The 13,330-nt window shown below is 43.4% G+C and carries 14 protein-coding genes and 1 riboswitch; of the genes, 9 read left to right on the plus strand and 5 right to left on the minus strand.

Annotated features, from left to right (window positions below):
- Nucleotides 1-58: 58 nt before the first annotated feature.
- From ACFWMP_RS21680 to ACFWMP_RS21695, 4 genes are all read left to right on the plus strand, one after another.
- Nucleotides 59-415: a nucleotide excision repair endonuclease gene (locus ACFWMP_RS21680; RefSeq protein WP_379424681.1), complete on the plus strand. Its 357-nt coding sequence runs from the start codon at nucleotides 59-61 to the stop codon at nucleotides 413-415.
- A gap of 127 nt (nucleotides 416-542) precedes the next feature.
- Nucleotides 543-1,205 carry a glycosyltransferase gene (locus ACFWMP_RS21685; protein WP_379424682.1) on the plus strand — a complete coding sequence of 221 codons (663 nt, stop codon included), beginning with the start codon at nucleotides 543-545 and terminating at the stop codon, nucleotides 1,203-1,205.
- A gap of 177 nt (nucleotides 1,206-1,382) precedes the next feature.
- On the plus strand, nucleotides 1,383-2,105 hold the full coding sequence (locus ACFWMP_RS21690; protein ID WP_042192810.1) for a hypothetical protein: 723 nt from the start codon (nucleotides 1,383-1,385) through the stop codon (nucleotides 2,103-2,105).
- Nucleotides 2,106-2,110: 5 nt separating this feature from the next.
- Nucleotides 2,111-3,406, plus strand: coding sequence for a polysaccharide deacetylase family protein (locus ACFWMP_RS21695; protein ID WP_379424683.1), 1,296 nt, complete (start codon nucleotides 2,111-2,113; stop codon nucleotides 3,404-3,406).
- 23 nt (nucleotides 3,407-3,429) lie between these two features.
- Here ACFWMP_RS21695 and ACFWMP_RS21700 read toward each other — a convergent pair whose 3' ends face one another.
- Nucleotides 3,430-4,491, minus strand: coding sequence for an endonuclease/exonuclease/phosphatase family protein (locus tag ACFWMP_RS21700; protein ID WP_379424684.1), 1,062 nt, complete (start codon nucleotides 4,489-4,491; stop codon nucleotides 3,430-3,432).
- Nucleotides 4,492-4,647: 156 nt separating this feature from the next.
- Here ACFWMP_RS21700 and rlmN point away from each other — a divergent pair, with 156 nt between their 5' ends.
- From rlmN to ACFWMP_RS21720, 4 genes are all read left to right on the plus strand, one after another.
- Complete coding sequence (rlmN, locus tag ACFWMP_RS21705) at nucleotides 4,648-5,718, plus strand: dual-specificity RNA methyltransferase RlmN (RefSeq protein WP_042192804.1); 1,071 nt, start codon at nucleotides 4,648-4,650, stop codon at nucleotides 5,716-5,718.
- A gap of 77 nt (nucleotides 5,719-5,795) precedes the next feature.
- Nucleotides 5,796-6,083 carry a DUF6509 family protein gene (locus ACFWMP_RS21710; RefSeq protein WP_379424685.1) on the plus strand — a complete coding sequence of 96 codons (288 nt, stop codon included), beginning with the start codon at nucleotides 5,796-5,798 and terminating at the stop codon, nucleotides 6,081-6,083.
- A gap of 217 nt (nucleotides 6,084-6,300) precedes the next feature.
- Nucleotides 6,301-6,780, plus strand: a complete 480-nt coding sequence (gene greA / locus ACFWMP_RS21715) for a transcription elongation factor GreA (protein ID WP_042131553.1) — start codon at nucleotides 6,301-6,303, stop codon at nucleotides 6,778-6,780.
- Nucleotides 6,781-6,931: 151 nt separating this feature from the next.
- Nucleotides 6,932-7,861 carry an AEC family transporter gene (locus ACFWMP_RS21720; RefSeq protein ID WP_379424686.1) on the plus strand — a complete coding sequence of 310 codons (930 nt, stop codon included), beginning with the start codon at nucleotides 6,932-6,934 and terminating at the stop codon, nucleotides 7,859-7,861.
- Nucleotides 7,862-7,937: 76 nt separating this feature from the next.
- On the opposite strand, the gene ACFWMP_RS21725 is transcribed toward ACFWMP_RS21720, so the two are convergent.
- The 4 genes from ACFWMP_RS21725 to rpiA all read right to left on the minus strand — a co-directional run bounded on the left by ACFWMP_RS21725 (nucleotide 7,938) and on the right by rpiA (nucleotide 11,953).
- Nucleotides 7,938-8,780 carry an aldo/keto reductase gene (locus ACFWMP_RS21725; RefSeq protein WP_379424687.1) on the minus strand — a complete coding sequence of 281 codons (843 nt, stop codon included), beginning with the start codon at nucleotides 8,778-8,780 and terminating at the stop codon, nucleotides 7,938-7,940.
- Between the two features lie 58 nt (nucleotides 8,781-8,838).
- Nucleotides 8,839-10,047 carry an MFS transporter gene (locus tag ACFWMP_RS21730; RefSeq protein WP_076284942.1) on the minus strand — a complete coding sequence of 403 codons (1,209 nt, stop codon included), beginning with the start codon at nucleotides 10,045-10,047 and terminating at the stop codon, nucleotides 8,839-8,841.
- 235 nt (nucleotides 10,048-10,282) lie between these two features.
- On the minus strand, nucleotides 10,283-11,251 hold the full coding sequence (locus ACFWMP_RS21735; RefSeq protein ID WP_379424688.1) for a Gfo/Idh/MocA family protein: 969 nt from the start codon (nucleotides 11,249-11,251) through the stop codon (nucleotides 10,283-10,285).
- Nucleotides 11,252-11,284: 33 nt separating this feature from the next.
- Entirely contained in the window at nucleotides 11,285-11,953 is a 669-nt protein-coding gene (gene rpiA / locus ACFWMP_RS21740) for a ribose 5-phosphate isomerase A (RefSeq protein ID WP_042194692.1), read from the minus strand.
- A gap of 142 nt (nucleotides 11,954-12,095) precedes the next feature.
- On the opposite strand from rpiA, the gene ACFWMP_RS21745 reads away from it, so the two are divergent.
- Nucleotides 12,096-13,043, plus strand: a complete 948-nt coding sequence (locus tag ACFWMP_RS21745) for a sugar-binding transcriptional regulator (RefSeq protein ID WP_042192792.1) — start codon at nucleotides 12,096-12,098, stop codon at nucleotides 13,041-13,043.
- 116 nt (nucleotides 13,044-13,159) lie between these two features.
- Nucleotides 13,160-13,263, plus strand: a riboswitch (purine riboswitch).
- The last annotated feature ends 67 nt before the right edge of the window (nucleotides 13,264-13,330 follow it).

The raw sequence follows: 13,330 nt of genomic DNA on the forward strand, positions 1-13,330 counted from the left end.
ATAAAAGGCTAACTTATGATACTATTTACTCCTATATAGAAAGAGGACGTGAGCTAAAATGATCAACATAACTATGCCCAATGTGGATGTTAGTATTACTAAACAAATCAACCCGCAGTTAAGCAATATCTACGGATTCACTGATTTCCATCTGATTCCTAGAGATTACGGCGGTATCTTTATGTTCTACAATGACCAAGATGAGTTGTTGTTTGTAGGTAAAGCGAGAAAGCTAAGACCCAGAATCAAAAAACATTTCGAAGATACCGTATCTGATATTAAGCTGCATCGGGACGAGGTCACCAGAATTGATGTAAGTTTAATCGAGAGCCCCGTTCATAGAGAGATCTACGAAACGTATATCATTAATGAATTGAAGTCTAAATACAATATAGATAAAGTGATGTTCAGATAAGTTTAAGGAAGAGGCGCCGTCTAATGACGGTGCTTTTTTTTATGTAAAAGAAGATAGGAATGAAATAAGAGCATCGGTACACACTATACAAGATTGTTAATAGATGCTTAAAAGGAGATAGGTCATATTGAAGCCTAAGTTTTTGATTGCGAAGTTAGTTTTTGTGTGTATGTTCCTTGTTGTTAGTGCAATGCCTGTAACTGCCGATGCTGCAGCCAAAGAGAAAAAGAGTTCACACAAGCAATGCTTTACGCCCTCTGTAATAGAGCTTAAGGATAATCTCAGGAAACTATGGAGCGACCATGTGATATGGACGAAAAACTACATAGTTAGCGCTTTTGCGAATTCCGAGGACAAAGAGAAGGTACTGGCAAGGTTGCTACAGAATCAGCAGGAGATAGGGAATGTTTATAAGCCGTATTACGGTGAGGCAGTAGGTGATAAGCTAGCTCAATTATTGCGGGAGCATATCCTTATTGCCGGAAAGGTAGTTGCTGCTGCACTAGCAGGAAATCAGGCGGATTTAGAAAAATATAATAAAGAGTGGTATGACAACGCTGACGACATTGCTAAGTTCCTTAGCGCACAGAATCCCAAATATTCGTATGAACAATTGAAAGAGATGCTTCATGAACATTTGGAGCTAATAACAGATGATGTGACAGCTAGAGCTAAAAAGGATTGGGATGCCGAGATCGTCGCTTTCGATAAAGGACTCGAGCATATGATTATGTTTGGAGATATACTAACCGAGGGTATTGTTAAACAATTCCCCGATAAATTTAATTAAAACCAGAGCACCCGCAAGGGTGCTTTTCTCTTGTTATTGGCAAGAATTTAGGTCTTTTGATCCAATTCAAAAAGTTAGATATAAAGGCTCACTTACAGACAAGACAAGTAAACTATAATAGACTCGTGGGCACTCGACATTTTTTGACATTTTTTTATAATTGAGGTGATAAGATCAATGATTTCTCCCTTTTTTAAAAAGAAAGATTCAGTGGATAAGCAGTCCAAACCGGGTATGGTTCAAAAGGTGCAATTATCAGAAGAGCAGGGCGAGGAAGTAGAGGAACAGATTGCTGGCGAGACTTTAGCAGGAGTGGTTACTACAGGGAAAGCGCCGCTTGATAAAAAATCACTCGATTTGATCTTCTCCGTGGAGCAGATCATTCAGGCCAGACAGCATGCTGAGACGAATATTAATGAACTTCAGGATCGGTTGACTCATTCCAGCAGCCATGTTGAACGTTTGAACCGGGACATGAAGAATCTCAATAAAGTGATTGAGGAAAGAGAGAAGAACGTTCGAGAGCTTGAGCATAAATTGATTGAGAAGAATCTGAAAGTCGATCAAGTGCTGGAAGATTATCGGGAGCTTCAGACTACCCTCACAGCAGAGATTGAAGAATTAAAGAGTACGATTGATCTGGAGCATCAAAAGTATGTAAATCTGATCCAAAAGCATAACGAAGCTCATGCAGAGAAGCTCAAGAAGATGAATGATCTGGAAGAGAAGCTCGGAAGGATTGAAACTGAGAACGCGCATTTAAGACAGAAATACGATACGATCCGCCAAGAAAAAGCATATCTCTCCGGTATGATCAGCGATTTTACAAATCGTATGACCGTTCCTTTTGGGAATGGAAGCACACTGGCGGGACGAAATGACGAAAACGGAGATACATAAGATTCATGGCAATGAATGAACCGAGCACTGTTCTAATGATTGAGTTGCTGTCGCTTGAGCATGAACAGGCCGGTTATCAGATTGAAGTAGGTTTAACCCGTGATATTGGGTATGCCAGACGCATGCTAAACATAGACGAATTTACATATGAACAACTAAACGCGCTGGCTCCCTTTTTCGGGGAAAGAATGAGATTGTCATTGTATCCGAAGTGGGATCCATTTCGTAATAGTTATTACAGCACACTGATTATTATGAACCAAACCTTCAGCGAAACTATGTATTTTGCCTGCTCTGAATATTATGTGTCTCAGCTTCTTCAATTAAAGCAAGTGAACGATCCCCATGTACAGGAAGAGATTACTGTTGAAACTACGTCACCCTCTATACCTCCAGCACGCGGGCTAAGAAAGAAGAGCAAAAAACGGGTTGGAAGACTTAGGCTGCAGAGTATCATGTTCGCTTGTTTAGTAGTTGTATTGTTGTCTCTTCGAATGGGTGGTCATGTTATGGACCGTGCAGAAGGATTGGAAGGTCCCTCACTAGGCGCCAGCGCTGAGGGGATCGAGAAAATAGTCTCTCTACCGTTCATTCCTCCTATTGGTAAAATAGAAACGACCCCTAGCCAGCAAGAGGAGTCTGAGCCTACGCCAGAACCTTCTAAACCTACACCAGAACCTACAGAGCCTCCTCAAGAACAAACACAGCGGTATGAGGAGATTAAATTAACCGGGAATAAATACACCTATAGCCTGCCGAAGGGTTACGTGGCCTTGTCATTTGATGATGGTCCGTCGAAGTATACGAAAGAAATCGTAGATATTCTAGTAGAACATGAGGTGGCAGCCACCTTTTTATTTGTTGGGAATAAGGTCGCTCATAATGTGGAAGCGGTTAAGTATGCGAATGAACATCAGATGTCGATTGGAAGTCATTCGTGGGATCATAGCAAGATGACCGACAATGGGGCTAACCAGAATCAGAATAATTTGGCGAAGGCTAACCAGGCATTGGAGCAAATCATTCAATCGCCGATTACTGTTTTTCGGCCGCCATATGGTGCGATTAATGATAAGTTAGCAGCCAAAGTGACAGAACAGCAGATGAAAGTATTGTTATGGAATCGTGATTCCGAGGATTGGAGACGCAAGACCCCAGAAGACGTCATTCAATTTGTTCATCATACTGATCCGTCCGGTGCTGTATATCTTTTTCACGAAAAGAAGATTACCGTAGAGGCATTGCCTGCTATCATTCAGTATCTAAAAGGGAAAAACATGAAATTCGTCATTTTTAAATAACATCAATGATCCATGATTGGGTCTTATCTTAGAATAAGAGTAGCTGTTACAGGGTTATGATCGCTGTGTTCAAAAGATAGGTCATGGCCCTGTACGCCACTTATTGTGATATTCGGTGAAACTAGGAAGCCATCAATTACAGCACGGAAATTCACACCTTCTGAATAAGCTATATCAAGTGTCCGGACGGACGGCACTTTAGCATCAACAGCCCATTGAAAGCCCTCCGGTTTGAAATCTTCAGGGAACTGCTGTAGCCATTCTGGCCAAGCTTGTGTAGTCTCAAAGGCCTCAGGGGTTGTGCCCGGTAAAGAATGATTCCAGTCTCCGCCTAAGATGAGGTAATTGCCTTTATCATTCTCTCTCTGAATATAAGTAGAAAGATATTCTAATTGCTGCTTGCGAATCGTTCCCCCTTGGTCAAAGGCTGATAAATGAAGGTTGATCAGGATCAGTTCTTTCCCGTTATCGACGGGGAATCTGCTCTCCAAAAAGGCGCGGTCAAGTTCAAACAGTTGACGAGGCCAGCTTTCTTTTCCCGGAAGATCATATCTAACGTTACTTGTGCTACTGAATTTAGATAAGGTTAATAAACCGCTATTTACTGAGCCCATCGGATCAAGAACGGGAATCGGTACCCAAGGCACCTTGTAGTTCGTCGCGAATACGTTGCTGTAATCAGAGAAGGTATTCGATAACAAGGAGACCTCATCTATATGGTTGCTACGAGAAGAATCGAGATCTACCTCCTGCAACATAAATAAATCTGATCCTGAAGTGGTCATTAGAGAGGCTATTGCCTCAAGATTTGTCCTCGATTGTTCCTCGCTGCTTGAACGTGATTTGGTCCCGCCATCCATAAAGAAATCCTGATCCTTATCCAGCCCAGCATAACCAATATTAAAGGTTGTTATTGCAAAAGGTTCTCCCTGCTTCATCATTTGTTCCTGATTATGGTTTGCCGTTAGTGGAGTAGTCTCCTTCGGCTTATAATCGGTAATGGTAATATACAGTAAAAAGCCACCAAAGATTAGAACGGCAGCTAGAAGGGCAAAACCGATGATTTTTATTGTGGTTGAGCTCATTTGATTCGATCTCTCCTCAGATGTAATTTCATGGAACGGACTTCTAATGGTGTAAACTTCGACGCTTCGCTACAACTCCCCTTGTTTAAATAAAAAAAATTTGAGACAATGAGTAGTGATGGACTGAACTTTAATGTTTTGAAAAGAGGATAACGAATGAATATGGAATCCATTTATGGATTAACTTTTGATCAACTGGCGGCATGGCTGTTAGAACGTGGACATAAAAAATTTCGAGCTACGCAGGTCTGGGATTGGCTTTATCGGAAGCGGATTACAGAATTCTCAGAAATGCTCGATGTAAATAAAGATTGTGTAGAATTATTGGAGCAGCACTATGTGATCCATACGTTGGAAGAACATGTGAAGCAGGAGTCTGCGGATGGGACGATCAAGTTCCTGTTCCGTTTGAAGGATGGCAACCTGATCGAGACGGTGCTTATGAGACAGAAATACGGTTTGTCCGTATGTGTCACTACTCAGGTTGGATGTAATATCGGCTGCAGCTTTTGCGCTAGTGGACTGTTAGCGAAGAGTCGTGATCTTTCCAGCGGTGAGATTGTAGAGCAGATTATGAAGGTTCAGCAGCATTTGGATGCAGCAAACCTCGAACAAAAGGTTAGTCACGTTGTAGTCATGGGAATTGGCGAACCGTTCGACAACTTCAAGAACCTGCTCAATTTCTTATCGATTATTAAGGACCACAAAGGATTAGCCATCGCAGGAAGAGGTATTACTGTATCGACGAGTGGGCTTGCTAACAAAATCGTTGAATTTGCCGATGCGAATACACAGGTGAACTTGGCAGTATCGCTTCACGCGCCTAATAATGAGCTGCGGACGAAGATTATGAAGATTAACAAGGCCATTCCAATTGAGAAGCTAATGGAGTCCATAGATTATTATTTGGAAAAAACAAATCGCAGAATTACGTTAGAATACATTCTGATGAAGGATGTAAATGACGGCAAGGAGCATGCGCTTGAGCTGACCGAGCTAATCGGCGACCGGCGCCAGCTCGTCAATGTGAACTTGATTCCTTATAATCCAGTCGATGAGCACAGTCAATATCAAAGAAGCGAGCGGGAGACCGTACGAGCCTTTTTTGATACCTTGAAGAAGCAGGGCGTCAGCGTAAGCACTCGTCTGGAGCATGGTGTAGATATTGATGCTGCCTGCGGACAATTGCGAAGCAAGCAGATCAAGAAGTCGAAAGCTATGGCTTGAGGGACGGGCGACCCCTTCATGCAGCTTTTTGTGATACAATGACGTGGCAGGTATTAGGAAAAGAGGTTGATTGAGCAATGTTGACATTTACAAGCTACAACGTGGAGAATGTTAAAGATCCTTTTGGTATACTAACCGGTAAACGGTATGAATTCGTGGTTCAACTGGATGTTCCAGAAGATGATGAGCTCTATGTAGAGAATGGAGTTTCCGCTAGAGCGATTATTAAAGTGGATGATGATCAAGTTAGCATCGTGAGTTATGATCTACAGGAGACAACAACAGGTCAGTTGCTTGACTTTGATATGGAAGAGGACGAGGAAGCAGCATTACTCCTTTTCTGTAAAGAGCATTTGCCAGAATAATGATGCAGCATTGACATCCTTGCCCAATGTTCAATTGTGGCAGGGATTTTTATTTAAATATAAGAAAGTATAGGTTTTGCACCTATACTTTAATTTTTATATTTCTCGCTTAAACGCTTACCGTCCTTACAAGGACGCCGAAGGCGTTTATGCTTGTCGCATGAATGTGAAATATAGGTTAAAATATTAAAAAGCATCCAAAATAGGAGTTGTATACATGTCTAATGAAGAAGTGTTCTTGACCAAAGAAGGATTGGCTCAATTAGAGGAAGAACTGAAGGAATTGAAGGGCCCTGGGCGCAAGGAATTGGCAGCACGGCTCAAATTGGCAATCAGCTATGGAGACTTGAAGGAAAATAGCGAGTACCATTCGGCCAAGGACGACCAATCGTTCATGGAGACTCGTATTATGATTTTGGAGAAAATGCTGACCAAAGCCAAGATCGTAGATGAGAGTCAGATGGATCTGTCAAAGGTTAGTATGGGTTGTATCGTTACCCTGAACGATATCGAATACTCCGAGAAGATTGAATATAGAATTGTAGGGGCTGCTGAAGCAGATGTCCTAAACAACAAGATTTCCTATGAAAGTCCGCTGGGCAAGGAATTGCTGGGTAAAAAAGTCGGGGATATCGTTAGTGTAAACGCACCAATGGGTATCATCAAATATGAATTGCTTGAAATCAAAATGATGTAACACATGATAAAAAGGTCTCAACCCCGTTATAGGGGTTGAGACCTTTTTTAATTATAGGTAATGGCTATTGTGTATATTGATTTCATATCTTAGACGTCTTGCTCTGTTGCGCTTATAGTTTAGAGTAACTTAGAGCAGAGGAGTACTGTTCATGATCCAGAGCGTGTTATCAACGTTGTATCAAGTCATCGTGCCATTATCCATTCCGGTGATCGTCGGTGCACTGCTTGGACGGTTTAAGAATCTGGATACCAAGCCGTTATTGACGCTCTATTTATACTTTTTAACGCCGGCTATTATTCTTAATACACTGGCTACGGCCGAGATTTCTATGGATGATATTTACAAGACTCTCGCTTTTTCGCTGCTAAATCTGTGCTTTTTATGGGCGATTGCAAATATCATCGGAAAGTTATTGAAGCTCGGCCCCTCTGAAATATCGGGATTGACTCTGGTCTCGACATTTACGAATAGTGTGAATTATGGACTTCCCTTGGTGTTGCTGGCTTTCGGACAGCTTGGGCTCGATAAGGCTTCTGTTTATGTGATTGGGCAGATGATTATCGTGAATACTGTGGGCGTTTATTTTGCGGCTAGATCGCAGTTCTCGGTGAAAAATGCGGTAAAGTCCGTGTTCTCTCTCCCAGCCATCTATGCAGCTATGCTAGCACTTTTTCTTAGAATATTTGACCTGCATTTACCTTCTGAGCTTGCTACAGGGGTCTCCATGGTTGCCGGAGGTTATTCACCAGTCGTACTGGCGATTCTGGGTGCACAGATGGTCAAAGTACGAACCATGTCATCTGAACGTAAGGGTCAGTCTACTTTTTGGGCAGGGATGATCATTCGATTAATCTTAGCTCCACTAGTGGCCTACCTCGGAGTATCTATTCTGCATATTGATGGTATTTTATTCTCTGTGCTGCTGATTCTGGCCTCCATGCCAGTTGCCGTCAACGCGGTGGTATTAGCGGAACGATTTGACGCCTCTCCAGAGCTGGTATCCAAATGTATTTTATGGACGACGCTTGCTTCCTTTCTTGTGTTGCCGATCCTTATTGTGCTAGTGCAAGGGGCGTAAAGACAAAAAGGACCCCTCTTTCATTTCTGAAAGATAGGGTCTTTTTTTACTGTTACTTAACCTAGTGGTTAATCTCTTAGAAGTCGAAATTATCAGGGTCAGGACCTACCCGTTGATCTTGGTTCAGAGCGTTGATTAGATTCATATCCTCTTCTGTTAACAGAAAATCAAACACATCTACGTTTTCGATGATCCGGTGCTCTTTAGTAGACTTTGGAATGGTAATAATTCCACGCTGCAAGTCCCAACGGACAATCACTTGAGCTACGGATTTACTGTATTTAGCTGCAATTTGTTTCAGTACAGGCTGATCCAACAATTGCCCTTGCATTAATGGAGACCAAGCCTCCAGTTGAATTCCTTGTTCCTGGCAGAAGCTAAGCAGCGCTTGCTGACTCAAATAAGGATGGAGCTCCACTTGGTTTACCATCGGCTTAATTTCCGCATCCTTCATCACATCTTCAAGATGATGGATCTGGAAATTGCTGACCCCAATCGCTTTTACGCGTCCCTCTTTATACAAGGTTTCAAGTGCTCTCCAAGTCTCTTTATATTTTCCTTTTACAGGCCAGTGGATAAGATATAGATCAAGGTATTCAAGTCCAAGCTTAGCTAGGCTAGCTTCGTATGCGGCAATGGTTTCTTCGTAGCCCATATCTGCAGTCCAGACCTTTGAAGTTACGAAGAGCTCTTCTCTGGACAGGTTGTTGTCCTGCAAAGCTTCTTTGATCGCTTGACCTACGCCAGTCTCATTCTGATAGATCGCTGCTGTATCGATGCTGCGGTAGCCGTGTGCAATAGCAGATTTGACCGCTTGGATCAGCTCAGAGCCTTCTTCGACTTGAAATACACCAAGTCCAAGCCAAGGCATGTTTACCCCGTTGTGTAATGCAGTTGTATCCTGTAGATGTTGAGCCATAATAAAATTACCTCCTGAGATATTTAAAAGTTTGATTGGTATGTTAAGGCAAGGCTGATTAAGCAGCCTCAGACTGGAGAAGAGTCTCATCTTTCTTCTCCAGCGCACGACTCCAAGCGGTTAGGAATACAGCGGATAGAACCATTATAGCACCCACCCAAGTGGTATGAATCAGTCCCATATGATCCGTGACGATACCGCCAAGATAGGCCCCGATGGCAATGCCAGCATTAAAAGCAGCAATATTCAGCGCAGATGCCACATCTCGCGCACTCGGAGCATATCGATCTGCAAGTGTAACTACGTGTACTTGTAGACCAGGTACGTTCATGAAGGCTAACAATCCCATAAAGAAGATCGTAAGTAGTGCGGCCACTTTAAAGGGTGCGGTAAAGGTTAAGACGAACAGTACAACAGCTTGTATAGCAAACATGTAGAACAGGGCATTCATAGGGTTACGGTTGGCTAATTTGCCTCCAATGACGTTGCCGATGGCGATCGCTATGCCATAAACAAGAAGGATGATGGCAACGGTACTCTCTTTGAAACCGCTGATTTCATGGAGAAGTGGAGATAAATAAGTAAAGACTACAAAGGTACCTCCATACCCTAAAGCAGTGATTGCGAAGGCAAGCAGTAACCGTCCGTTCTTCACGAGTTTGACTTGTTCGCGAAGCGGTGTTCGGGTTCCTTTGCGCAGCCCTGTGGCAGGGACCAAGATCAGATTACCGATGAGCGCTATAAGCCCGATGGCAATAATGGCGATGAATGCAGCTCTCCAGCCTAACTGTTGCCCTAGGAAGGTACCCAGTGGCACACCGGTAACAGTAGCTACGGTTAGCCCTGTGAACATGATCGCAATAGCGCTGGCTTTACGATTCTCAGGCACAAGGTCGGCGGCAATGGTCGAAGCAATCGACATGAACAGACCATGCGAAAGGGCAGATATTACTCTAGCTATTAGCAGAATTGTAATACTGTCCGCAGCCGCGGCAAGGCTATTGCCGATAATAAATACAATCATAATGATAAGCAATAATGTTTTGCGCGATATCGCCGTGGTCAGCGACGTTAAGATTGGGGCGCCAAAGGTTACCCCTAAAGCGTACAAAGTAACAGTTAATCCAGCTGTGGTCAGCGGTATATTCAGGTCATCAGCGATTAAAGGCAGCAACCCTACACTGATAAACTCGGTGGTTCCGATCGCAAAGGCGCTAATGGCTAAAGCCAGGAGTGCCAGGGTACTTCTTTTTTGGTTTAACAACATGTCTCTCACTCCTACACTCTGATAATCACCGGCCGGTAAGTGCAATTATGAAGGCATGAGTCATTTAAGTATAGTACGTACTTTAAAGTGCTATAGGTACTAAAAAGTACCTATAAGAAATCACCTAAGGATATTGTCATTCATTCCTAGAAAATTATCCGCAAAGAAGCGTTGGGTCTCCTTCAGTTGAAGGGAATGCCAACGCTTTGATGATTGATCTATTGTGTTCAGTATGTTATTCGAAGCTGTATTTGATTCCCCATTGTTCTCTAACATTACTCATAATGTCCATGACATCTAAAGAGAGATTAAGGGTTTCCTGGTTGCCGTTTGCCGCGATATAGCGCTGCATATCCTCGATTTCGTATTGCAGCGCTTTGGAAGTATCGCCGGCTTCGATCGTTTCTAGGGTGCCATCTAAATATTGAATTGTAGCTGTAGAGGCCCGTGGGAAATTGTCTACAGTAATAAAGCCAAGTTCTCCAGCAACGACGCCGCGTTTAGGCATTTTGGAGCGCATGGTTAGGGAGATGACCGCCATTTCATCCGCATCGTTGTTCAGAATGATTCCGGATTGTTCATCGACGCCTGTCTCAAAACTTTTCACTGTCGTTAGAATTTCCTGTGGCTGTTTGGACAGGAAGAATCTTGTGAAGGACAAGGCATACGTCCCAATATCCAGCAGCGCTCCGCCCGCCAGATCTTTGCTGAAGAAACGGTTGTTCACATCATATTCTTTATGGCTGCCAAAGGAGACCTGCACCATTTTGAGGCGTCCGATCTTACCTTCATCCACGATTTGCCGTAGCTTTTTGTACAGTGGCATATGGTAGATGGTCATAGCCTCTGCGACGACTAAGCTTTTTTGTTTAGCAAGCTCGGCGATTTCCTGCAGTTGTTTGCTATTTACGGTGATCGCCTTTTCACAGAGGACATGTTTGTTATTCTGCAAGCTTTCTATGATGTATTCGTAGTGGTTACTATGTGGTGTTGAGATGTAGACGACATCAATTTCTGGATCTTGCAGCATTTCGCTGTAATTGCCATAAGCCTTCTCCGCTCCATATTGGCTCGCGAACGCCTGGGCTTTCTCTAAGGTTCGTGATCCTACCGCATATAAAGTTCCGCCGATGTCATCTAGAGCAGCCGCAAATTCATTAGCGATACTTCCCGGGCCGATGATTGCCCACTTCAGATTGTTCATGGTTAGCACCTCGCCTGTTTTGATTGTTTGAGCTTACTTAGAGATTACCTTGATTCCATTTGAACCAGCCACAAGTGCTGAGGTAACTTCTTTCGTGAATAGGGAGGTCTCAATGACCCCGTTAATGGCTTTGAGTTCAGTTTGAAGAGCAGTGCTATCCTCTACCTTGTCAAAAAAGACATCCAGCAGCACATTGCCGTGATCACTGACCGTATACCCATCTTTACTTGCGCTTGTTCGAATCTCAGGCTTGCCGCCCAGCGATTTCACGGAATGTTGAACATAACTAAGAGCATCCATAAGAATTTCCAATGCTACGGGATGCTTGAAGGTTAGCTTGTTCACAAGTTTAGTTTCATCTACCAGCAATATATAATGATCCGCCATACTAGCAATCAGTTTTTCTTTCGTATGAATGCCGCCACCACTCTTAAGCGCATGCAGTTGCTCATCCACCTCATCACAGCCATCAAAAGCAACAGCTATTCGGTCAACGGACCAGGTGGGTACAACCTGCAATCCATTTTGCACACAGAGTGAAGCTGTAGTGAAGGAGGGGGTCACTACCTTTACTCGAAGATCTGCTTCTTTAATATTCCCGATTAAATAGGAAATCGTACTACCCCCACCTAAACCAATGGTTGTGTCGTTCTCAATATACTTTAGAGCTTCTACGGCGCAACTTTTCTTTCTAAAGCCCATATTCAAAGCCGATCATCTCCATTAAAAAATTGATAATTTGCACATTTGTGCAATATAATATAAAATGTGCAAAATAATCGTCTACAGTATAACTAGGGGTTATGGATTCGTCAAATCCTTGAAAAAAGCGAGGAGTTCTATCATGGATCGAAAAGAAGACAAGAAGCTGCTCATTAAGATTGCACAAATGTACTATGAGCAGAATTTAACGCAAAGTGAAATTTCTAATGAACTTGGCATATATCGCACCACCATAAGTAGGATGCTGAAGAGAGTCCGTGAAGAGGGCATCGTTACAATCACCATCAATTACGATATTGGAGATCATTGTACACTGGAGCAGGAATTGAAAGAACGGTTCGGGCTGAAGGAAGCCATTGTTGTAGAGGTAGATCCAGCCCAGTCAGGGGTGAACAAACGTAAAGCCATTGGACAGGCTTGTGCAAGATGGCTGGAGCAAGTGGTTCAGCCGAAAGATACGATTGGGTTCTCTTGGGGAAGCAGCTTAGCTGCCGTTGTAGACAATCTGACCCTCGGACAGAGGCCTTTTGTAACCTGTGTTCCTACGGTGGGTGGTCCATCTGGAAAGATGGAGAGCGGATACCATGTCAATAATATCTGCTACCAAGCTGCCTTAAAGTGGGGTGCGCGCTCATTAATGATTGACGTGCCAGCGATCACGGAGCAAAAGGAAACCAGAGATCAACTGATGCGTTCGCAGTATTATCAGACCATTGCCAAGGCATGGGATCGGCTGGATATCGCTATATTCGGCATTGGATCACCGGAAATTAAAGGCGAAGAGGCATGGCGTGGATTTTATGGCGATGCTGTGATTGATGAGCTGGAGGACGGGAAAGTAGCTGGTGATATTTGCTCGCGTTTTTATAACGGCAATGGATTGCCTGTACGCACAGCAATATCGGACCGAACGTTGACCATTGAGCTGGAGCAGATCAGGCGAGCGAGGTACGCTATTGGTGTAGCGGAATCGCTGGAGAAGGTTTCTGGGATCTTGGGCGCGCTAAATGGCGGGTATATGAATGTGCTCGTAACGACCGAAGAAACGGCGCAGAAGATCTTGGAGTAACCCCTACTAAATGTAAACAATTGAATTTCGTGAAAATAACCTGAAAATGGTATGCAAAACACTAAAAATTTTGCTTGTAAGCACCAGACAGAGCGTGTAAGATATACAAGGTATTCATATCGAACATTAATAAAACTCATATAATCTTGGGGATATGGCCCATAAGTTTCTACCGGATAACCATCGTAATTATCCGACTATGAGTGAAATAGCGCATCTAGGGTTCCGCTTTCTTCTTTGGAGGAAAGGTCTGGACCGAGCGATGCGGACACTATGTAGTGTTACAC

Source organism: Paenibacillus sp. NPDC058367, from assembly GCF_042723305.1.
GTDB lineage: Bacteria > Bacillota > Bacilli > Paenibacillales > Paenibacillaceae > Paenibacillus_AQ.